The sequence below is a fragment of the Branchiibius cervicis genome (assembly GCF_042661605.1).
Classification (GTDB): domain Bacteria; phylum Actinomycetota; class Actinomycetes; order Actinomycetales; family Dermatophilaceae; genus Branchiibius; species Branchiibius cervicis.
The window spans coordinates 3,669,505-3,688,616 of the sequence record NZ_JBHSWJ010000002.1 but is presented as its reverse complement, the minus strand read 5'-3'; the positions used below and the strand labels follow the sequence as shown (position 1 = coordinate 3,688,616).

Sequence of the window (19,112 nt, the reverse complement as noted above, 5' to 3'; positions counted from 1 at the left end):
TGGCCCGCCTAGAGTCGCAGGTCACCGCCCTCGGACCACTGCGAGGTGTAGTGGCGCAACGCCTCGAGGCGGTCGGCGTGCTGCTCGTACTCGCTGAGCAGGATGCCGCTGAGCGCCCGCATCGCGTTGTCGATGGAGACTTCGGCGTTCTGCGCGGGGGTGAAGCCGTCGTCCCCGGTCTGTGTCCGAGCCTGCGGCGGCAACTGGCCCAACACCGCGTACGTGCCGCGGATCGCCTCCGCTGCCCGCTGGGCGCGCACCTGCAGTTCCGCCGGAAGGTGCCCCCAGCGGTCGGCCAACGACCGGACCAGCGCCGCGTCGTCGGCCCGGCCGCCCTCCTCCAGCGCACCGGCAGCCGCCGAGAACGCATCGGTGCGACCGGGCGTCACCTGGCGGCGGCTGCGGGCGGTCAGTTCGCCGCGCACCACCTGCACCGCGGCGTTGATGACGGCGATGACCCACTGCGGGTCGTACGCCGCGAAGTAACCGTCGGTGATCGGCTCGACGACGACGGCGCCCCGATAGGGGACCGCTCGGTGTACGTCGATGAGGGCCAGCGTGCGGGAGCCGATCGTCAGCCGGTGGTTGGTGAGGATCAACCGGCCCGGGACGAACTGGCCCCGGGGGCGAAGGAGTGCATCGAGATCGGCGCGTCCAGATGGCAGACCTCGCCCGCCGCGAGCGGCGCGTTGGTGGGCACCACGGGTAGGCGACCGCTCTGCAGGTCGAGGAACCACTGCGCGCGGATCAGCCGGTTCCGTTGCGTGGTAATGGTTTCCCGGGACACCGGCAGAATTGCGGCGGCGTCGTCGAACTGGGCGACGTCGGCGTCGTCGATCACACCGGTCGCGATGGCCAGATCGACGGAGCTGGCCAACCAGGCTGCCGCCGACGGGTTGTTGCCGCCGGCGACCTCACGCAGCCCGTAGCCCTGATCGCTCACCCACCGGTGCAGTTCCAACCAGTGCTGGACGCTCACCGCAGCGGCTGAACTCCGTTGCGCCGCAGCGCTCCGGTAGTCACGGCGGACCAGCTCGCGGTGGTCCGCGCATGCGGAGCACAGCGAGTCCGAGGGGTCCACCGCCGCACCGCAGCGGCGGCAGACCCCTGCGCGCATCCGCTGGCCGTCATCGACCAACTCGCGAGCACGACGGATCCCTTGGGGCGCCTCGTCCCGCTCGTCCAAGGGCACTCATCCTCCCGGGTTCAGAGCCCCCAGTTTGGCACGCGCCCCGCAACCCCGGCTCAGCGGCCGCCCGTGGTCGGCAGCTTGACCGAGACCTTCGAGAAGGTCACCGAGCCACCACTCGGGTGGGTGTTGATCTGGCTGCTGTCAGCGACCAGCTGCAGGGTGAAGCTCTGTCCGGGAGCTGCGCTGGCCGCGACGTACTCCATCGGGAGGCTCAATCGGTGGGTGCGTCCGTCCAGCGTGACCGGGAACGGCGTCAGCTGGCTGCCGAGTACGACGCCCGTCGAGTTGTCGACGATCTGGGCGAGGACCCGGTGGGTGGTGCCGGGCGCCGTACCGGAATAGGTCAGCGAGAGCCGGGGAGCGCCGAGAACCTTTGTCGCGCGGTTGAACTGAATCGGGACGTTGACCGCGTTCGGTGCCTTGGTCGCGATCAGCGCGGCGACCGGTCCCAACTGGTCGGCTCCGGGGCCGGTGTACGGGCCCGAGCCGCCTGCGGACACCAGCGACAAGGTGCCCTTCCCGTTGGCACTCACGCCGCCGCAGCCGACCTTGTTGGGCCGGTAGGTCGCCGAGGAGTGCCAGACGCCGGTTTGGTCCACCCATTCGAATCCGGCACCGGTGCTGACGTGCTGGCGCTTCACGTAGCGGTTCAGCCAGGCCAGGGTGTCGCGCTCGATCACACTGGTGTCGCCGGGGTTGGTCAGGCAGACCCCGTGACCGCCGCAGAACCACACCATCTTCACCGGCACCCGGTTGCGGCTGACCGATGCGTAGTTGGCCGCGGCTTCGTCGAGCGGGAAGAGGGTGTCGACGGTGCCCTGGAGGATGAGGGCGGGGGCGCTGTCCCAGGCGGCGAGGTTCGTGCGCTGCCAGGATCCGAGGAAGTCGACGCCCTGCCGCGATAACGTGATCGAGTTCGCCGCCTGCTGGAACGTCGTGTCGATGATCGGGTTGTTCCGCTGGCCGGCGGCGAGCGCACCTCCGTAGAGCGCCGTGGACCATCCCGACTTGGCGGTGGTGTTGGGGTAGAGGCTGGTTTTGAGGGAGTTCCACGAGATGTCCGGCGCGATCGCATCGATGCGGCGGTCCAGGGCCGCGGCCGCCCACTGGACCCCGCCGCCGTAGGAACCGCCGACCATACCCACGGCCGGGTCGCCGGGACGGTCCAGCTGGGCCCACGACTGACGTGACAGCCAGTTCAGGATCGCCGACACGTCCCGACCCTCGTAGAGCACGCTGTCGGCCTGGGCCTTGCCGGTCGACGTACGGAAACCCCTCGGGTTCCAGGTGACCACGTTGTAGCCGTTGGCCAGCAGCGGCGCCAGGCCGATGGTGCCGCCGGCGGTGTCCGTGGGTGCGCTCGGGTCGCTCTCGGCCGCTCCGCCCCAACCGGGCCCCTTCAGCACGGTCGGTGCGCGACGCCCGTCGCTGGCCGGTGAGCGGAAGTAGTTGCCCGTGATCGTCGTACCGTCAAAAGACCTGACGGAGAAGGCAATCGGACCGGTCGGTACGGCGGCCGGAGCTGCTTTGGCGATCGTCGCGGTGCCGAGGAAGCCACCCCCGGCGATTCCCGCGGCACAGATAGCGGCAAGACCACGGCTGCGTAGCCGGCTGGTGGTTGGGGTCATGTGGAGATCACTCCTTCAAGGTGCTGACTCTGGGCGCCGTGTGTTCCACGTCACAGCGACCGACGCTAGACCTGCGCGGGCCGGACGGCAACGCCCGGGTATGTATCTGCGGCCCGGCCGGGTGCTCCTTGCATACGCCGGGCGCTACGGGCCGCCGTCCGGCTATCGATCCAAGGCCCGGCGGAGAAAGGCAAGGCCTATGAATGGCGCGACGCGATTGATCGGCACGATGGCGGCTACCGGAGCACTGGCGATGACCGGTGGTGTGGCACTGGCCTGCGGGCCGGGCTCTGGGGGTAGCTACACCTGCACCGGAGGACTCGTCCCCTCCGGCACCTATTCCAACCTGAAGATCACCGGCCAGTGCGCCGTTGCGGACGGCGCGAAGATCACGGTCCGCGGAAGTGTCTGGGTTGCGGCCAACGCCGCATTCGATGCCCAGAGCGCGCCGGCCACGATCACCGTCGGCGGCAACGTCACTGCCGGCAAGGGGTCGCTGCTCGGCCTGGGGTGTCAACCAACCTCGTTGGTCGGCAACTCGGCGCATCCCTGCGAAACCAACCCCGAGGGCCACTCGACCATCCTGGTCAAGGGCAGCGTGACCGCGATCAAGGCCATGGCCGTGCTGGTCAACGGCATCGCCGTGCGCGGCGACGTGACGGCGCTGGGTGGCGGCTCACCGCAGATCCCGTGGTCGATCAAGAACAACACCGTCGGCCGCAACATCGTCGTCGCCGGTCAGAACACCGAGTGGATCGGCGTGATGTTCAACAAGGTCGGCCGCAACGTCCTGCTGTATGACATCGCGCTGAGCGATCCCGACCCCGGCGCACCCGGCGTCTTCATCGTGCAGAACAAGATCCAGCGCAACCTGGTCTGCTACCGGTTGACCCCCGGCGTCTCAGGTGGCTTCGTGCCCGGTGCGGTCAACACCGTGGGAGGAGTTGCCCTGGGGCAGTGTTCGTCCCTCGTGTGATCAACAGGCTCTGACCCGCGTCCGGCAATCTCTTCTTCTCCAGTCCTTTTCGGTCGAGATTGCCGGGCGCGGCCGTTATGCCCGCTGCCCGTTTCAGGGCTGATGCACCAGTATCGCCAGAATCGCCGGCAACAGGATGCACAGTGCCGCAGCCAGCCCCAGCACCAGGAGCACGGTGCGCGAACGGCGGTGGCCGGTCGGTGCCTCGTACAGGCCCAGATCGGCTTCTGCAGCAGCGGTTTTCGCGGCGGGCCTCCCGGCCGGCTTGCTCGAGGCGATGGCTCGCGGGTCGGGTGGTACCACGAGGCTCATGGTCGATCCGTCCGCCGCGATCGTCGGAACCGGGTCCGGCGGTGGGGTCATGCCGTCACCCCAGGCGGCACCTCGCATCGCCCGGCTCACACCACCGGTCCATCTGGACTCATCCACCATGGCGACCTCCTGCCGCTGGATCCTTCACTGCTCATGATGGACCGCGCGAGCTGCGGGTGCTAGTGGGGGACCGCGGTGACCGACACCGCGAAGCTGTTTCGAGAGCGACATCGAGCCACACCGGTTCCTTCACCAGCAGATCGGACGGTCGCACGATGGGCAGTGACCGTCCGTTCGGCGCCGTGGTCCCGATGTGCGGTTTCTTTCCGGGCGCACCGGACATCTCGGCGTCGCCGATGCGGTACCGGGTGCGGCGACAGTCGCACGACCCCCGTTCTGCTGTGACTTGAAGTCATGAAGTTCTCGGAAAGGGATCAGTATCAGCCCTGCGAGCGCAGGTACTGCCCGAAGTGCGGCACCGTGAACGCGATCCGCCCCCGCTCGCCCGAGTAGATCAAGCCCTTCTTCAGCAGCGCATCCCTTGCGGGAGAGAGGGATTGCGGTTTGCGCCCGAGAACTAGCGCCACCTCCGATGTGGGCACCGAGTCGGCGTCGTCCCCCTCTACGGCCGCCTCCGCCATGGCCCGCAGATACTCCCGCTCCCCCGGCGTCGCGCGCTCGAAGCGAGAACCGAAGAACCCCACGGCCAACTCCGCCTCCGCGATCGGAGCCGCCATCGCGACATCGTCCGCCGTGATCGGCGAGGCCGTCGCCGCGTCCCACACGACCTTGCCGTAGGCCTGGATGAAATACGGGTAGCCGCCCGTCACGGCGTACATCGCCTCCAACGCCTCCGGCTCGTACGCCGCGCCCTCCTCCTCCGCCGGCGTCACCAACGCGCGGTCGGCCTCCGCACGCGGCAGTCGATCGATGCGGGCGAACCGAAACAGCCTCTCGCTGTAGGACTTCGACGCCGACAGCACCGCCGGGACGTGTGGCAGTCCGGCCCCGACGACCAGCACGGGCAACCCCGACTGACTGATCTCGTGGCACGCCGCGCACAGCGCCGACACGTCCTCGGGATGCAGATCCTGCATCTCGTCGATGAAGATGGCCACTCCGCGTCCCACGTCCGAGGCGAATCCGCCCACGTCGGAGAGCAATTCGACCAAGTCGATCTCGATGTCACCTGAGTCGGCGCGCCCGGACGCTGCAGGTACGTCGATCCCCGGACTCCACTTGTCCCGCAACTTGGCGTTCGGCCCGGCCTCGCGTTGGGCGAAGGCCTTCACCACCCCCAGCACCTGATCGAAGACCGGCCCGGATGCGCCGAGCTCACGCAACCCCTGGTGCAGCGCGGACGACAACGGCCGCCGCAGTCGCTGTTCCGGACGGGCCTCGAGCTTGCCGGTCCCCCATCCGGCGCGCACCGCGGAGGATCGCAGCGCGTTCAGCAGCACCGTCTTGCCGACGCCGCGCAGCCCGATCAGCACCACCGACCGCTCCGGACGCCCGCGCGCGACACGCTCCAAGGTGATCGCGAAGGTCGACAGCTGCTCGTCGCGGCCGGCCAACTCGGGCGGTCGCTGGCCGGCGCCGGGAGCGTACGGGTTACGGATCGGGTCCACGATCGCACCGTATACGCCAATCTAGCGATCGTCCGATATATCCCTAGCGAGCCCGATCGTGTCGTCTCAAACGTGCTGGTACCACGTGACACCACTTAGTACCATCTGGCTATGGCGATGAACCTGCGACTCACCGACGAGCAGACCGAGGCATTGCGTACGACGGCCGAGCGCGAGGGCAGGTCCATGCAGGCGGTCGCCATCCAGGCCATCGAGGAGTACACGAGTCGCCGCGCTCAGCGCCGCGACGCGCTGCTTGCGCGGCTGACCTCGCAGAACCGCGAGGTCCTCGATCGCCTCGCTGACGCGTGACACCATGACCGACACCGAATTCCTCACGGTCGAGGACGTCCTCGTCGCGAGTGCAGCCGCGACGGGAATGCAGCCGGTCGTCCTCGATCCTGGCCTCCTCGAGTCCGCCGTATTCCGTCCTCGCGCAACGGTTTTCGGCGAACCCGCGTATCCAGACGTCCACCAGCAGGCCGCTGCGCTGCTGCAGTCACTTATCAAGAATCGCCCGTTCCAGGACGGCAACAAACGCACCGCGCTCATCTCCACACTGCTGTTCCTCGGGCTCAACGAATGGCACAGCATTGCCAGCCAGGACGACCTCTTCGACCTGGTCATCGCCATTGCTACCGACGACCTGCCCGACGCCACTTCCATTGCCGAGCGACTTCGAGAACTCACGACGCGGGACTGACGGAGGTTATCCACGACTCGGCTGCCGCGGGCCGCGCGGGCCAACCGTTCTTGCCTACGTTCAGCACATGCGTTCGATCAGGGGATCCTGGTCACCGTCATGGCGGGCGGCCTCACCGTCACCGCCTGCTCAACGGGCGGCCACGGCACACCGGCCAACTCGACCACCACTACGACATCGAAGACAGCTCGGGCGGCAGTACCAGCCTCTCCGCCTACCGGGTCGCGGGCTGACGCGAGTCCCCCATATCCGATGCGCACGAATTCTGAGGTGAACGACGTTGTTGAGGCGTAATGCGACCAGTTGCGACCTCACGAACGTCGAAGTCCTCAGAATCGGCACATGAGCGCCCGGGGCCTACACGCGCGGGATCTCGTGCCGCACCATCACGGCGTCGACGAACTCCTTCAGCAGCGGTTGCGCCTCGAGATTCGGGTATTTCACCGCCACATTCCCCTTACCGCCGGCTGCCCCGGGGATGCGCGCGCGGAAGTCGGACACGAGGTCGAAGTCGATCGCGTGCGTCGCGAAATGCGTCTTGGCCGCCGTGAACATCACGTAACCGTCCAGATAGGACGAGGCGAACTTGTACATCGGCACGCCGCGGAACATCACGGGAGGTACCGACGGGAAGTGGGTCTCGACGTACGTCCAGAACTCACGCAACCACGGCCGGCCCGCCTCTGGAGCGCTCGCCAGGTACTGCGCCACGGAGTCCGCCATACTGGCAGTATGGCCTAGGTCACATCGCCGATCCGGCCAGCCGAACGAGGAGCCTGCGTGCACCCCATCCGCACCATCAACGACATGATGGCCGACGGCGGTCGGTACGCCAGCACCATTGCGATGCGCGGCCTCGGCACGATGATGGCGCTGGACGTCGCGGTGCCGCTGGTCGCCTACTACCTGGCCCGACTGGTGCACATCGGGATGACGGCGTCGCTGTTCATCGCCACCATCGCCGCCGGCGTCCGGATGGTCTGGCTGATCCGCAAGAACGGCGAGCTCGACGGCTTCTCCGTCTTCATGCTGGTGGTCTTCGCCGGCGGTCTGGGCCTGTCCCTGGTCACCGGCGACCCCCGGTTCATGCTGGCCAAAGGAGCAGCAGCCACCATCGCCGGCGGCCTGGTCATGATCGGATCCGCCGTCGTCAAACACCCGATCACCTTCATGGTCGGCAAGCGCCTGGCCGGCAAGGACGCCCGGGCCCGCGGCGAACTCGAGCGCGGCTGGGCACAGTGCCGCAACTTCCGCATCGGGTTCTACGTGATGTCCTGCGTCTGGGGCGTCGGCCTGATCCTGGAGTCGATCCTGCGGCTGTGGCTGATCTACACCGTCAACCTCGATGTGGCCGTTGCCAGTACGACGGGTATCACCGTGGTGACGTTCCTGATCCTGGTCGCGTGGCAGATCTGGTTCGTCCAACGCTCACGGACTCTGGCCAGGCGCGCCGGGTACCTGACCAACGACAACGTCCTGCGGGTGGACGCCCCCGAGGCTGCGACTGCCGAGGCCGCCTTCCTGGAGTAGCGGCGCGTCGCAGCAGCCGGACGCGGTAGTTTCTCGACGTACCGCACATTCGTTTCATGCCGGAGGTTGCCCCGTGGTCAAGTCGAAGCCTTCCAAGAAGACGGACCTACTCCAACCCGAAGAGGGCACGATCCTGACCGCACTCGGCGGAGTTGACGAGACCGAGACCTGGAAGCACAACTATCCCTACGACACGAAGATGTCGCGGCGGGAGTACGAGCGGCTCAAGAAGGGGCTGCAGATCGAGTTGCTGAAGATGCAGGCGTGGGTCAAGGAGTCCGGCGAGAAGGTCGTCCTGGTCTTCGAAGGGCGCGACGCGGCCGGCAAGGGCGGTTCGATCAAGCGTTTCACCGAGCACCTCAACCCCCGTGGTGCACGGGTCGTCGCGCTGGAGAAGCCGACCGAGCGTGAGATGTCGCAGTGGTACTTCCAGCGTTACGTCTCGCACCTGCCGACCGCCGGGGAGATCGTCTTCTTCGACCGCTCCTGGTACAACCGCGCCGGCGTCGAGCGGGTCATGGGTTACTGCACCGATGCGCAGTATGACGAGTTCATGCGTTCGGCGCCCGGGTTCGAGCAGATGCTGGTCAACTCCGGCACCCGGCTGATGAAGTTCTGGTTCTCCGTGGGTCAGCAGGAGCAGGTGACGCGGTTCGAGAAGCGCCGTACCGACCCGCTGAAGCAGTGGAAGCTGTCCCCGACCGACCTGGCCAGCCTGGACAAGTGGGACGCCTACACCGAGGCGAAGGAAGCGATGTTCGCCGCCACCGACACCCCGTGGGCGCCCTGGACGGTCGTGAAATCCAACGACAAGAAGCGCGGCCGGATCGAGGCGATGCGCTTCGTGCTGTCCCGGCTGCCCTACCCGGCCAAGGACCCGACAGTCGTGGGCGCTCCTGACCCGCTGATCGTCGGCTCGGGCAAGCAGATCCTGGACGAGGGTGAGGCCGGCTTCCAGGGCGGCTACCGGGCCGGCCGGTAGGCCTCAGCGCAGCTTGATGGCGGTGAATCGCCCACTGGGGTGGGCGATTCCGTCCTGAGCCGCGATCAACGCAATCTCCCGCGACCCCGCCTCGTGGGTGGTCGCCATGATGGTGAAGACCGAGTCCGCGGTCTCCGCGAGCGCCGTGGCGGGATCCTGATCCAGGACGTGGGCCAGGAAAATCGCCGCCGTCGCGTCGCCCGCGCCCGAGACGTACATCGGCAGTAGCGGGGTGGTCACCAACCACGCACCCTCGTCGGTGGCCAGCACCATCTGCACCGAGTCCGCCGGCGTCTCGTCGGTCTGCACCGAGGTGACCAGGACCGTCTTCGGACCTCGTTCACGTACGTCGTTCACGGCCTCGAGCAGGTCGTCCACCGTTTCGATCGGCCCGCCGGTGAGGTACTCCAACTCGAACTGGTTCGGAGTCAGGATGTCGGCGACGGGCACGACCCGGTCACGCATGAACTGCGGTATGCCCTCACGCACGAAGAAGCCGCGTCCCACGTCGCCCATCACCGGATCGGCGCAGTAGACCGCTGCGGGATTGGCCGCCTTGACCCGGGCCACCGCATCGAGGATGACCTCGCCGATCTCGGCATCGCCCATGTAGCCCGATAGGACCGCGTCGCATTGCGGCAGCACACCGCGCTCCTCGATCCCCAGGACGACGTCGGCGACGGTTTCCGGGCTGAAGACCGGCCCGCGCCACTGGCCGTACCCGGTGTGGTTGGAGAAGTGCACGGTGTAGACCGGCCACACTTCGTGCCCGAGCCGCTGCAGCGGAAAGACCGCGGAGGAATTGCCGGCATGGCCGTAGGCGACGGAGCTCTGGATCGACAGGACCTTCACGACCGGTCAGCCTAACCGCGCACTTGCGCACAACCGGTCGACAGCGGTAATTCCGTTACGTAGTGTAACGAATGTGAAGACGCAGGGAGCCGTGACAATGGGGCGACCACAGGATGAGGATCTCACGCGGCGGATCCTCGCCGCGACAGTGGATCTGGTGCTTGAGGACGGATACACCGCTCTCAGCATGGAGGCCGTCGCACGGGTCGCGGGCTGCGGTCGGCCCGCGATCTACCGTCGGTTCTCCGGCAAGGATGAGTTGGTCGCCGCCGCCGCCACCACAGTGCTGCAACTCGGCCCGCTACCGGACCACGGCAATCTCGAGGACGACCTGGTCGACCATGTTCTCTTCAGCCGGGACTACCAGAACCAGCCGCGCCTGATCCGTGGCGGCATCGTCCGGGGGTTACCTGCGGTCTTCGAGCCCGGTGTCTTCGCCTTGTTGTGGGACAAAGTGCTCGTCAAGCGCCGCGATCAAGGGGTCGAGATCATCGAGCGCGGGATCGCTCGCGGAGAGATCGACCCGCTCGTCGATCCCGATGTCGTGCTCGACCTGCTCGCCGGGCTGACTCTCTACCGGCAGTCCATCAAGCGCATCGACGTACCGGAAGCGCAGTACCGCACCGCCATCCAGGCGCTCATCGCGCACCCGCCGCTGAAGGTCACGCCATGAGCGCCACAACGCCGAAGGTCCCGGTCGAATACACCGCTGCCTTCGTGGGTGACATCATCATCACGCAACCGATTCTGCAACTCCTGCAACGGGATTCGTGCGATCTCTTGCGGATCCTGCGCCAAGCGGATCTGGTGGTCGGCAATTTCGAAGGCAGCATCATCGACCTGAACACCTTCACCGGCCACCCGGCGGCACAGTCCGGTTTCGGCTGGCTCAACTCCCCACCCGAGGTCGCGGCCGACCTGGCCGGGCTGGGTTTCCACCTCCTTTCCCGGGCCAACAATCACAGCACCGACTGGGGCCACGAGGGGCTGCGCAGGACGGACGATCAGCTGCGCGCAGCGGGACTTGGTATCGCGGGGACCGGGAGCACGCTCAGCGCCGCCCGAGCCCCGGTCACCTTCGACGGCGCGGCCGCCCGGGCTGCACTCGTCTCGTGCACCACCACGTTCGAATCCGACACTCCCGCAGAGGACCCGCTCGGGCAGGTCGCCGGTCGACCCGGCGCTAGCACGATCGGCCTGAACCGGGTGGCCCTGGTGAGCCCCGAACAGCTCAACCAACTGCGCGCGATCCGCGATGCGCAGGTCCCTCATCTGCGTCCGGACATCCTGCTTCTGGTTGACCAAATGCTTGACGTCGTCACCCTCTTCGACCAGCAGTACGCCGCGCTGCCGGAGGGCGCTGAATCCTGTGTCGACGCGATCTATCGGATGGACGAACAGGACCTGGCGGGCGTGCTTCTCAATATCCGCCAAGCGCGGCAGACGGCGGACTACGTGGTAACCGCCGTGCACGCCCACGAGCCGAACAACTGGGCTACCCAAGCGCCCTCCTTCCTGCGAGAGCTGGCCAGGCTGGCGGTCGCCAACGGTGCGGACGTGGTGGTGGGCCACGGGCCGCATCAACTGCGCGGAATCGAGTGGATCGAGGGGCGACCGGCTTTCTATTCCCTAGGGAACTTCTGTTTCATGGACAACGCCCAACCGGTCGTCACCCGTGGCGAGTGGGAGCGCCGCATCTGGCGTTTGTCCCCCGCCTGGTCCGGGATGGATCCGCGCACCACGACACCGGCGGAGTTCCTGGAGTGGCAACGCGTGAACGGGGTCTTCGGCGAATCGGTGTGGTTCGAAAGCGTGATCCCGGTGGTGGGCTACCGTGCCGACGGTTCCGTCGATCGGATCCTGCTGCATCCGATCGAGCTGCGGTACGACGGTCGGGACGCCGAACGGGGCATCCCCCGCCTTGCGCCGCACGACACCGCTGTGCGGATCCTGAAGCGACTGGCCGAGTTGAGCGAGCCGCTGGGCACCCGGATCGAGATCGACGAGACGACCGGTCAAGGCATGATCGACGGGGTAACGGTCAGCGCGTAGGAGCTGTTTGACCTCACACCTTGCCGACCGTCACCCATCCGGCGGCGTGCGACAAATGCTCCAGGTCGGGCAACGAGAGCTCGACCGCGGAGTCGGGACTGCCGGCCGCCGGGAACACGGTGTCGAAGCGTTGCAGTGAGGTGTCCAACCAGACGGTGACCCCCGGTGGGTTGGCGAAGGGGCAGACACCGCCGACCCGGTGCCCGGTCAACTCAAGGACGACCTCAGGTTTGAGCATGCTCGCCTTGCGGCCGAACCGAGCTTTGAAGAGCGCGTTATCGGAGCGGGCGTCGCCGGCCATCACGATCAGCTCACAGGTGTCGTCGGTCTCACCTGTGTAGGCAAGGGTTTTGGCGATGCGAGCCGGTTCGACACCGAACGCTGCTGCGGCCTCGGCGACGGTGTGACTGGACCCGGGGGTGACGAGCAGTTCGTCCTCCCGGCCGAGGGTCGCGAAGTAGGCGCGGACGGTGTCGAGCGACATGCCGCCACGGTAGCCAGGTCGCGGCCACGGACGCGGCGTGGCCCACGAGATCCGCTCTCGTGGGCCACGCGGTGGTCGAATCGACCGGGGTCAGTTGTGGTGCAGCTTGGCCTTGAGGTTGGCGATCTTCTCGTCGCGCTTGGCCTTGCGCTCGGCCTTGTGCGCCTCGTGCAACTTCTCCTCAGCTGCAGCGGCGGCTGCGTCGGCGGCCTCGTCGGCATCCGCGATCTCGTCCAGCACGTCCTCCTCGGAGCGGCGCACCAACGTGGCGCCGTTCTGGCTGACGAAGTCGTCGAGGGTGTCGTTCGAGGTCTCCTCCACCTCGGCAACGATCGCGGTGCGGCCAGGCGGTATGGCGCGGCCGGCGGAGCCGACCACGCTGTCCGAAGCGTCTCCCCGGTCCACATCGGCCAGCGAGCCGATCAGGCCACCGGTGGCCCCACCCAGGAGTACGCCGAGCGGACCCCCGAGGATGCCGAGCAGCAGACCGATGGTGGTGCCACCGAGCGCACCGATCCCGATCACGTTGTCCTGGCCGTCAGTCACCTTCAGCTGACCGTCGGTGCCGCGCTCGACGACCGCGGAGCTGTCGATGCGGATCGCGCCCGCGTCGAGATCCTTGAATTTGCTGAACGCCTCATAGGCCTTGCTGGAATCGTCCCAGCTGATCAGCACGATGTTCTTGGTCATCACGAACTCCTTTGTCGCATAGGCAATTTGGCTGTCTGCAAAGCTGCCCCGAGCAGAGCCCGAGACGCTCCGACCACCTGCGACGCTACCGAGGGCGGCCGTGCCACCAGCCCCTCCCTAAGGGTGGGTAAACCGGGGTGTGGAACTGGTTGCGGCAGGTGACACACAGGGTGCGCCGACAGGGGAGAATGGCGCCATGACGGATATCACTGTGAGCCAGGTTCCCGACGACGCGGTCATCCTCGACGTTCGCGAGCAGGACGAATGGGACGCCGGCCACGCGCCGAACGCCGTACATATCCCGTTGTCCGAATTGCCCAGCCGGATCGATGAGCTGCCCGAGGTCGACGAACTGCCGGTGGTGTGCCGCCGGGGCGGTCGCTCCGCCCAGGCCGTCGCCTGGCTGGAGCAGCAGGGTTTCGACGTGGTCAATGTCGAAGGCGGGATGAGCGCCTGGGAGTCGGCCGGGAAGAAGCTCGACCGCGACGGCGCCACGATCATCTGACCCGTGCTCTCGAAGGAATCACCGTCTGCTGCCCATCTGGGAGTCGGTGCCGTCGTCGGCCTCATCGTCGGCACGATCTTCCTCGTGGTCAGCGGGCGGCCGATGCCCTCGGTGCTGGCCGGCTGGGCTGCCCTCGCGCTGACCTTCGTCATCTCGATGGTCTGGACACTCTGGCCGCTCGGCCCGGAGCAGACCGCCTCCCGCGCCCGGCGGGAGGAGCCGTCCCGGACCCTGACGCACACGGTCGCCCTGGTGGCCGCCGTGCTCAGCCTGGTGGGCGTGCTCATTGTGATCGCGTCGGGCAACCAGGAGGACCGGATCGCCGGCATCGTGGTGGCCGTGCTGGCCGCACTGTCCTCCTGGGCCATGATCCACGTGCTGTATGCGCTGCATTACGCACGCCTCTATTACGGCGACCCCAAGGGCGGCATCGATTACCACCAGCAGGAGGATCCGCAGTACTCCGACTTCTTCTACACCGGCTTCGCGGTGGGGATGAGCTACGCGATCTCCGACACCGACCTGGCCTCTTCCACGATGCGCCGCTCGGCGTTCGCCCACAGCCTGCTGGCCTACGTCTTCGGGGCGATGATCCTGGCGGCGCTGATCAACCTGATCGCCGGGCTCTGACCCGATCGGGGATCAGTACCAAAGGGATCGTGAGAGCGAGCAGCACCCCGCCGAAGAGCATCACCGCAGTGCCGGAGACGTGCTCCAGCGCCAGGGTGATGAGGTACGGAACGGCGAACCCGACGTACGTCAGGCTGTAGAAGATGGCATTCAGGGTGCCCAGATCGCCCGGTTGCGCGACCTGCTCCACCCCGGTCAGGCCTCCGACCAGGATCAGCCCGTACGCCGCGCCAAGCCCGATCGCGGCCGGCACCACGAGCCACCAGGCGCCCGTGATCGCCATGACGGCAGCGATCAGGAGCCCGGCGGTCCCGGCGAGAGCACCGGCCACCAGCATCTTGGGCGCGCTGCCTAGACGGCGGCCGAAGGGTTGCAGCAGTACGCCTGAGTACAGCGTCAGCGCGGCGAGGGCACCGCCGACCGCGATCGACGGCCCGGGGATGTGCGCGATCACGGGCAGGGTGGCGAAGCCGACGGATGCACAGCCGAAAACCCATGGCGCCGTAGGCAGTACCCGCCGGATGAAGGTCGGCTCCCGCAACGCGGCGAGGACCTCACTCTCCTGCTCCTGCTCGGTGACCACGGCACGGGCAGGCTCGGGAGTGTTCCAGGCGATCGCGGTGATGACCGCCGCGAGGACCAGGTGCGGCAGATAAGGCAGTACGGTCGGCCAGGGCGCCCATTGGGCGAGGATCCCGGCGACCAACGGTCCGCTGGCGAAGCCGGACGACAGGGCGATCGTGGCGCGCCGGGCGCCGGTGCCTGCTGCGCCGGTGGACAACTCCTTCACCCACGCCGTGCCGGGCGCGAAGGCCGCTCCGGAGGCGATCCCGGCCAGTAACCGGCCGAGCAGCAGCAACCACAGATGGCTTCCGCCGGCGATCAGTACGCAGGTCGCGACGAAGGACAACAGCAACACCGGCCGCAGCACCCGGCGCCGGCCGATCCGGTCCGAGATCGGCGAGACGATCAGGAGGGCGGGGATGATGCCGATGGCATAGGCACCGAAGAGGGCCGTGACGGCGGCGGACGACGCGTGATCGTGGGTCTTGTAGACCGGCAGCATCGCCGCGAACTGGTTGGCCCCCAACCGACCGCGAAGAGCGCCAGTGCGGCGCGCAACCAGGGGTCTTCACGCGCCACCACCCTACGGAGGCTGTGGGCTCAGTTCAGGGCGGGGGTGTCTACGGGGATGACTCCGCCGTCGTAGAGGGACTCCCCAGGTCGCGCAGCGCCCGCAGCGCGACCCGCTGGGTCAGCGGTCCGTAGGAAATGCGCGCCACGCCGAGCGCTTCGTACTCCTGGGCGGGCACCGCGCCGGGCAGTCCGATGATGGTCAGCCGGCCCGGACCGAGCCCTTCGACCAGTTGACGGACATCGGCGGCCCCGACGGCTCCGGGCACGAAGACCACCGGCGCACCGACGTCGATGAACGCCCGCCCCCGCCGGATCGCTTCTTCGATCCGGTCTTCCCGGGACAGCGTCTCGTCGCGCATTGCGTCGGTGCGGGCGTTCAACTGGAACTGCACTCCTTCGGCCAGGGCAGCCTTGGTGATGGCGGCGACCCTTGCGACGGCCTCGTCGAAAGGCCGGTTGCGATCCTCGACGTTCGCACCCACGATCCCCAGGCCGATCGCGCGGCGGATCGTCTCGCCCGGGTCGTCGTACCCGTCGTCCAGATCCGCCGAGACCGGCAGGTCGACGGCGTCCACCACGACCTTCGCCCCCGCCAGGGCGACGTCCAGCGGCATCCCGCCATCGGCGTACCCGAGGGAAGCCGCAATCGAATGGCCTGCTGTGGCAATAGCTTTCGTGCCCGGCAGATCAGCAATGGTCTTTGCGCTGATGGCGTCCCACACGTTGACGACTTGGAGGATCTCGGGGGCTTCGTGCAGCGCCTTGAGCGTGAGGGCGCGATCCGCGGTGCTCATATCACTGGACTGTAGGCACCCGTCTACGATCGCGCTATGACCCTACGGCGGCTGGGCTTTCTGACGATCGGCCTCTTCGACCCCGCTGACCCGGCACCCGGGCACGAGTCGCTGCTGCAGGTGATCGAGCTGGGCGAGCAACTCGGCTTCGATAGCGCCTGGCTGCGCCACCGGCACCTGCAACACGGCGTGTCCTCACCGGTCGCGATTCTTGCGGCAGCCTCGCAACGCACCTCACGGATCGAATTGGGCACGGCCGTCACGCCGTTGGGTTGGGAGAACCCGTTGCGCCTGGCCGAGGACCTCGCGACCGTCGACATCCTGACCGGTGGCCGTCTCAACCCCGGCGTGAGCGTCGGGCCGCCGATGAACTACGACTCCGTGCGTGATGCGCTGTATCCGGACACCGGCGACGTCGAGGACTTCAGCTACGAGCGCGTGCTGCGACTGGTGCGCTTCCTACGCGGTGAGCAGGCCTCCACGTTCGAAGGCACTCGGGGGATCGAGGTCTTCTCCTCGCGGGTGCAACCGCACTCACCGGGTCTGGCCGACCGAGTCTGGTACGGCGGGGCGAGCCTGCGTTCGGCCGTGTGGGCAGGCCGGGAGGGGCTGAACTTCCTGACCAGCAGCGTGCTCAAACCCGAGCCGGAGGACGGCCTGGACTTCGCGCGCATCCAGCAGCAGCAGATCCGCGCCTACCGTGCGGCACACCCGCTGGGTTCGGAAGCTCGGGTCTCGCAAGGGCTCGTGGTCATCCCGACGGACTCGGCGAGCGCCGAGCAGAAGGCCAAGTACTCGGCGTACGTCGAATCCCGACTGCCGCGCACGCGGGAACTCCAGGGGCCGGGCATGTTGTTCTCCCCGGATCTGATCGGCACGAGCGACCAACTGGCGCAGCAGCTTTCAGAGCACGCCGGTTATCAAGAGGTCGACGAGGTCGTCTTCGCCCTGCCGTTCAGCTTTGAGCACGAGGACTACGTGCAGATCCTGACCGACATGGCCCAGCACCTCGGCCCGGCCCTCGGCTGGTCGCCGGCTACTTGAGCAGCCGGGACATCCGCCGGTCGGCGAGGATCTTGCCGCCGGTCTGACAGGTTGGGCAGTACTGCATGGACCGGTCCGCGAACGACACCTCGCGCACGGTGTCACCGCACACCGGGCAGATCTCCCCGGCCCGGCCGTGCACCTGCATCCCGGCCCGTTTGGCGTCCTTGAGATCCTTGGCCGGCTTACCCTCCGAGGCCGCGATCGCCGTTTCGAGAGTGGCGCGCAACGCAAGGTAGAGCCGCGAAACCTCCTCTGCGGTCAGGGAACCCGCAACCGCGTAGGGCGACAGCTTGGCGGCGTGCAGCACCTCGTCGGAGTAGGCGTTCCCCACCCCGGCGATCACCGACTGATCGCGCAACAAGCCCTTGATCTGCGTACGCCGACCGGCCAGCAACGCGGCGAAGTCCGGTTCCGTCAAGGCCAAGGGCTCAGGTCCCAACGACGCGATCCCCGGGACCTCGGAAGGTGACCGCACGACGTACGCTGCGAGTCGTTTCTGGGTGCCCGCCTCGGTGAGGTCGAACCCCGATCCGTCGTCGAAGCGCATCCGCACGGCGATCGGCGACTTCCCCGGCCGCAGAACGGTATTCGACAGCGAGTCCGACCAGCGCAGCCACCCCGCCCGGGACAGATGGAAGATGAAGTGGATCCCGTCGGCGTCGATGTCGATGAACTTGCCGTGTCGCGCCACCGAGGTCACCAGCAGACCGGACAACGCCGTCACCGGCGGGTCGTAGGTTTTCAGCACACTGAACGAACCCAACTCGACCCCGGCCACCGCGTGGTCCACGATCCGGGTGGACAGGAAGTCGACCAGGCCCTGCACCTCCGGCAGTTCAGGCATCGCGATCCCCTGCCGAGGAGAGCGTCGTCGCATCGATTCGCGGCGTGACCTGCTCCCACTGCCGTCGGGTCGCGGCCCGTGCGAACTGGAACGCACCCCGCAGCTGCCTATGCAACGCGTAGCCGTCCGGGCCTTCGAAGACCATCACGCGCACCGGTCGGCCGGTCACGTCGTCGTGGGTCAGCGGGTGCCCGTGGGACAGCACCCGCTGCGTCGCGGTGAGTTTGCGGATCGCGATCCCGGCGACGTGATCGGGCTGCTCGAGGGTGAACTCCTCGTAGATCTTCGGGTCGTGCTGGCCGTCATCGCCCACGAGCAGCCAGGAGATCTGTGGGAATTCGCTGGCGAGCCGGCGCAGCGCCGTGCGCTTGTGGCCCTGCCCGCTGCGGAACCACAGCTCCTCCGTCGGGCCCCAGTCGGTCAGCAGCATGGGGCCCGCCGGGAAGCCGTGCCGGCGCAGGAAGCGCCGCAGGATGGGTTCGTTGTTCCAGGCTCCGGTCGACAGGTAGATGACGGGGGCGTCCGGTTCGCGAGCCCGAAGCGCGCGGTAGAGCGCCGCCATCCCGGGCACCGCGCGGCGGGCCGTCTCGACCAGCACGAAGGAGTTCCAGGCGGCGATCATCGGCCGCGGCAGCGAGGTCACCAGGCAGGTGTCGTCGATGTCGCTGACGATCCCGAACCGCACGTCGTCACCGATGATCTGCAGCTTCACCTCCTGCACGACTCCGTCGGTCTCGTACCTGGCCTGCTGCCAGCCGTCCGACAGGCCATGCCCCTCCAGGACCACGTCGAAGTAGCCACCGCGGTCCGTCTGCGCCCTCACCTGGGCATCGCCCACCGTGATGGTCACCTCGACCTCGGCCAGCGGCGCGGTGAAGTAGGCCCAGTACCCGCGCCGTCCGTCCGGGTGCTCCTGCTCCCACTCGTGGTTGGGGTCGCCCGGGCGGCTCAGCACCACCCGCCCGAAGACCCGCGCGAACCGCGGGCTGCCGTAGCCCACGTAACCCAGGATGCGCGTCGTCCAGCCCCGACCGGCCAGGCGCTCGGCCAACCAGTCGTTCAGCGCATCTTCGGCGCGGGCAGCGATGTGCCTGTCGGACATGGCCACAGCCTATGCGCCGACCTG

General features: G+C 67.7%; 22 protein-coding genes and 1 pseudogene. 10 read left to right on the top strand and 13 right to left on the bottom strand.

What is annotated here, in order from left to right; translation table 11 throughout:
* Window positions 1–8 precede the first annotated feature (8 nt).
* Genes ACFQBT_RS19080 through ACFQBT_RS19070 form a run of 3 tightly spaced genes read right to left on the bottom strand, consistent with a single transcriptional unit; the run spans window position 9 to window position 2,820 of the window.
* Window positions 9–599 carry a hypothetical protein gene (locus ACFQBT_RS19080; RefSeq protein WP_377825180.1) on the bottom strand — a complete coding sequence of 197 codons (591 nt, stop codon included), beginning with the start codon at window positions 597–599 and terminating at the stop codon, window positions 9–11.
* Window positions 596–1,192, bottom strand: a complete 597-nt coding sequence (locus tag ACFQBT_RS19075; protein WP_377825178.1) for a hypothetical protein — start codon at window positions 1,190–1,192, stop codon at window positions 596–598. The genes ACFQBT_RS19080 and ACFQBT_RS19075 overlap by 4 nt, the downstream gene beginning before the upstream one ends.
* 53 nt (window positions 1,193–1,245) lie before the next feature.
* Window positions 1,246–2,820: an alpha/beta hydrolase family protein gene (locus tag ACFQBT_RS19070; RefSeq protein WP_377825176.1), complete on the bottom strand. Its 1,575-nt coding sequence runs from the start codon at window positions 2,818–2,820 to the stop codon at window positions 1,246–1,248.
* Window positions 2,821–3,019: 199 nt separating this feature from the next.
* Between ACFQBT_RS19070 and ACFQBT_RS19065 the strand changes: the two genes are divergently transcribed.
* Window positions 3,020–3,796: a hypothetical protein gene (locus ACFQBT_RS19065; protein ID WP_377825174.1), complete on the top strand. Its 777-nt coding sequence runs from the start codon at window positions 3,020–3,022 to the stop codon at window positions 3,794–3,796.
* Window positions 3,797–3,889: 93 nt separating this feature from the next.
* Here the strand turns inward: ACFQBT_RS19065 and ACFQBT_RS19060 are convergent, their stop codons facing one another.
* Both ACFQBT_RS19060 and ACFQBT_RS19055 read right to left on the bottom strand, forming a co-directional pair.
* On the bottom strand, window positions 3,890–4,159 hold the full coding sequence (locus ACFQBT_RS19060; RefSeq protein ID WP_377825172.1) for a hypothetical protein: 270 nt from the start codon (window positions 4,157–4,159) through the stop codon (window positions 3,890–3,892).
* A gap of 389 nt (window positions 4,160–4,548) precedes the next feature.
* Complete coding sequence (locus ACFQBT_RS19055; RefSeq protein WP_377825171.1) at window positions 4,549–5,736, bottom strand: ATP-binding protein; 1,188 nt, start codon at window positions 5,734–5,736, stop codon at window positions 4,549–4,551.
* A gap of 111 nt (window positions 5,737–5,847) precedes the next feature.
* Here ACFQBT_RS19055 and ACFQBT_RS19050 point away from each other — a divergent pair, with 111 nt between their 5' ends.
* Entirely contained in the window at window positions 5,848–6,048 is a 201-nt protein-coding gene (locus ACFQBT_RS19050) for a DNA-binding protein (RefSeq protein ID WP_377825169.1), read from the top strand.
* Between the two features lie 4 nt (window positions 6,049–6,052).
* The gene (locus ACFQBT_RS19045) at window positions 6,053–6,439 is read left to right on the top strand and encodes a type II toxin-antitoxin system death-on-curing family toxin (protein WP_377825167.1); all 387 of its coding nucleotides are present in this window, start codon (window positions 6,053–6,055) and stop codon (window positions 6,437–6,439) included.
* A gap of 357 nt (window positions 6,440–6,796) precedes the next feature.
* Here the strand turns inward: ACFQBT_RS19045 and ACFQBT_RS19040 are convergent, their stop codons facing one another.
* Window positions 6,797–7,162 (bottom strand): hypothetical protein, encoded by a 366-nt coding sequence (locus tag ACFQBT_RS19040; protein WP_377825165.1) that lies wholly within the window; start codon window positions 7,160–7,162, stop codon window positions 6,797–6,799.
* A gap of 57 nt (window positions 7,163–7,219) precedes the next feature.
* Here ACFQBT_RS19040 and ACFQBT_RS19035 point away from each other — a divergent pair, with 57 nt between their 5' ends.
* Both ACFQBT_RS19035 and ppk2 read left to right on the top strand, forming a co-directional pair.
* Window positions 7,220–7,969 carry a VC0807 family protein gene (locus ACFQBT_RS19035; protein ID WP_377825163.1) on the top strand — a complete coding sequence of 250 codons (750 nt, stop codon included), beginning with the start codon at window positions 7,220–7,222 and terminating at the stop codon, window positions 7,967–7,969.
* A gap of 130 nt (window positions 7,970–8,099) precedes the next feature.
* The gene (gene ppk2, locus ACFQBT_RS19030; protein ID WP_377825562.1) at window positions 8,100–8,951 is read left to right on the top strand and encodes a polyphosphate kinase 2; all 852 of its coding nucleotides are present in this window, start codon (window positions 8,100–8,102) and stop codon (window positions 8,949–8,951) included.
* Window positions 8,952–8,954: 3 nt separating this feature from the next.
* Here ppk2 and pdxY read toward each other — a convergent pair whose 3' ends face one another.
* Entirely contained in the window at window positions 8,955–9,803 is an 849-nt protein-coding gene (gene pdxY / locus ACFQBT_RS19025) for a pyridoxal kinase PdxY (RefSeq protein WP_377825161.1), read from the bottom strand.
* 97 nt (window positions 9,804–9,900) lie between these two features.
* Between pdxY and ACFQBT_RS19020 the strand changes: the two genes are divergently transcribed.
* Both ACFQBT_RS19020 and ACFQBT_RS19015 read left to right on the top strand, forming a co-directional pair.
* Complete coding sequence (locus tag ACFQBT_RS19020) at window positions 9,901–10,476, top strand: TetR/AcrR family transcriptional regulator (protein ID WP_377825160.1); 576 nt, start codon at window positions 9,901–9,903, stop codon at window positions 10,474–10,476.
* Window positions 10,473–11,855 (top strand): CapA family protein, encoded by a 1,383-nt coding sequence (locus ACFQBT_RS19015; RefSeq protein ID WP_377825159.1) that lies wholly within the window; start codon window positions 10,473–10,475, stop codon window positions 11,853–11,855. Before ACFQBT_RS19020 ends, ACFQBT_RS19015 begins: the two co-directional genes overlap by 4 nt.
* Before the next feature lie 13 nt (window positions 11,856–11,868).
* On the opposite strand, the gene ACFQBT_RS19010 is transcribed toward ACFQBT_RS19015, so the two are convergent.
* The gene (locus ACFQBT_RS19010; RefSeq protein ID WP_377825158.1) at window positions 11,869–12,339 is read right to left on the bottom strand and encodes a YbaK/EbsC family protein; all 471 of its coding nucleotides are present in this window, start codon (window positions 12,337–12,339) and stop codon (window positions 11,869–11,871) included.
* A gap of 90 nt (window positions 12,340–12,429) precedes the next feature.
* A complete protein-coding gene (locus ACFQBT_RS19005) occupies window positions 12,430–13,029 on the bottom strand; it encodes a DUF1269 domain-containing protein (protein WP_377825156.1) in 600 nt (199 codons plus the stop codon).
* A 196-nt stretch (window positions 13,030–13,225) separates the two neighbouring features.
* Between ACFQBT_RS19005 and ACFQBT_RS19000 the strand changes: the two genes are divergently transcribed.
* Complete coding sequence (locus ACFQBT_RS19000; RefSeq protein ID WP_377825155.1) at window positions 13,226–13,534, top strand: rhodanese-like domain-containing protein; 309 nt, start codon at window positions 13,226–13,228, stop codon at window positions 13,532–13,534.
* Window positions 13,535–13,537: 3 nt separating this feature from the next.
* The gene (locus tag ACFQBT_RS18995; RefSeq protein ID WP_377825153.1) at window positions 13,538–14,164 is read left to right on the top strand and encodes a DUF1345 domain-containing protein; all 627 of its coding nucleotides are present in this window, start codon (window positions 13,538–13,540) and stop codon (window positions 14,162–14,164) included.
* Here ACFQBT_RS18995 and ACFQBT_RS18990 read toward each other — a convergent pair.
* Both ACFQBT_RS18990 and ACFQBT_RS18985 read right to left on the bottom strand, forming a co-directional pair.
* The gene (locus ACFQBT_RS18990; protein WP_377825151.1) at window positions 14,142–15,254 is read right to left on the bottom strand and encodes an MFS transporter; all 1,113 of its coding nucleotides are present in this window, start codon (window positions 15,252–15,254) and stop codon (window positions 14,142–14,144) included. The two genes, ACFQBT_RS18995 and ACFQBT_RS18990, sit on opposite strands and share 23 nt — an antisense overlap.
* A 74-nt stretch (window positions 15,255–15,328) precedes the next feature.
* Window positions 15,329–16,095 (bottom strand): annotated as a pseudogene (locus ACFQBT_RS18985) (isocitrate lyase/PEP mutase family protein).
* Between the two features lie 36 nt (window positions 16,096–16,131).
* On the opposite strand from ACFQBT_RS18985, the gene ACFQBT_RS18980 reads away from it, so the two are divergent.
* Entirely contained in the window at window positions 16,132–17,139 is a 1,008-nt protein-coding gene (locus ACFQBT_RS18980) for an LLM class flavin-dependent oxidoreductase (RefSeq protein WP_377825149.1), read from the top strand.
* Here ACFQBT_RS18980 and ACFQBT_RS18975 read toward each other — a convergent pair.
* On the bottom strand, window positions 17,132–17,986 hold the full coding sequence (locus tag ACFQBT_RS18975) for an Fpg/Nei family DNA glycosylase (RefSeq protein ID WP_377825147.1): 855 nt from the start codon (window positions 17,984–17,986) through the stop codon (window positions 17,132–17,134). The genes ACFQBT_RS18980 and ACFQBT_RS18975 overlap by 8 nt on opposite strands.
* Window positions 17,979–19,088 (bottom strand): App1 family protein, encoded by a 1,110-nt coding sequence (locus ACFQBT_RS18970; protein WP_377825146.1) that lies wholly within the window; start codon window positions 19,086–19,088, stop codon window positions 17,979–17,981. Before ACFQBT_RS18970 ends, ACFQBT_RS18975 begins: the two co-directional genes overlap by 8 nt.
* Window positions 19,089–19,112: the final 24 nt, after the last annotated feature.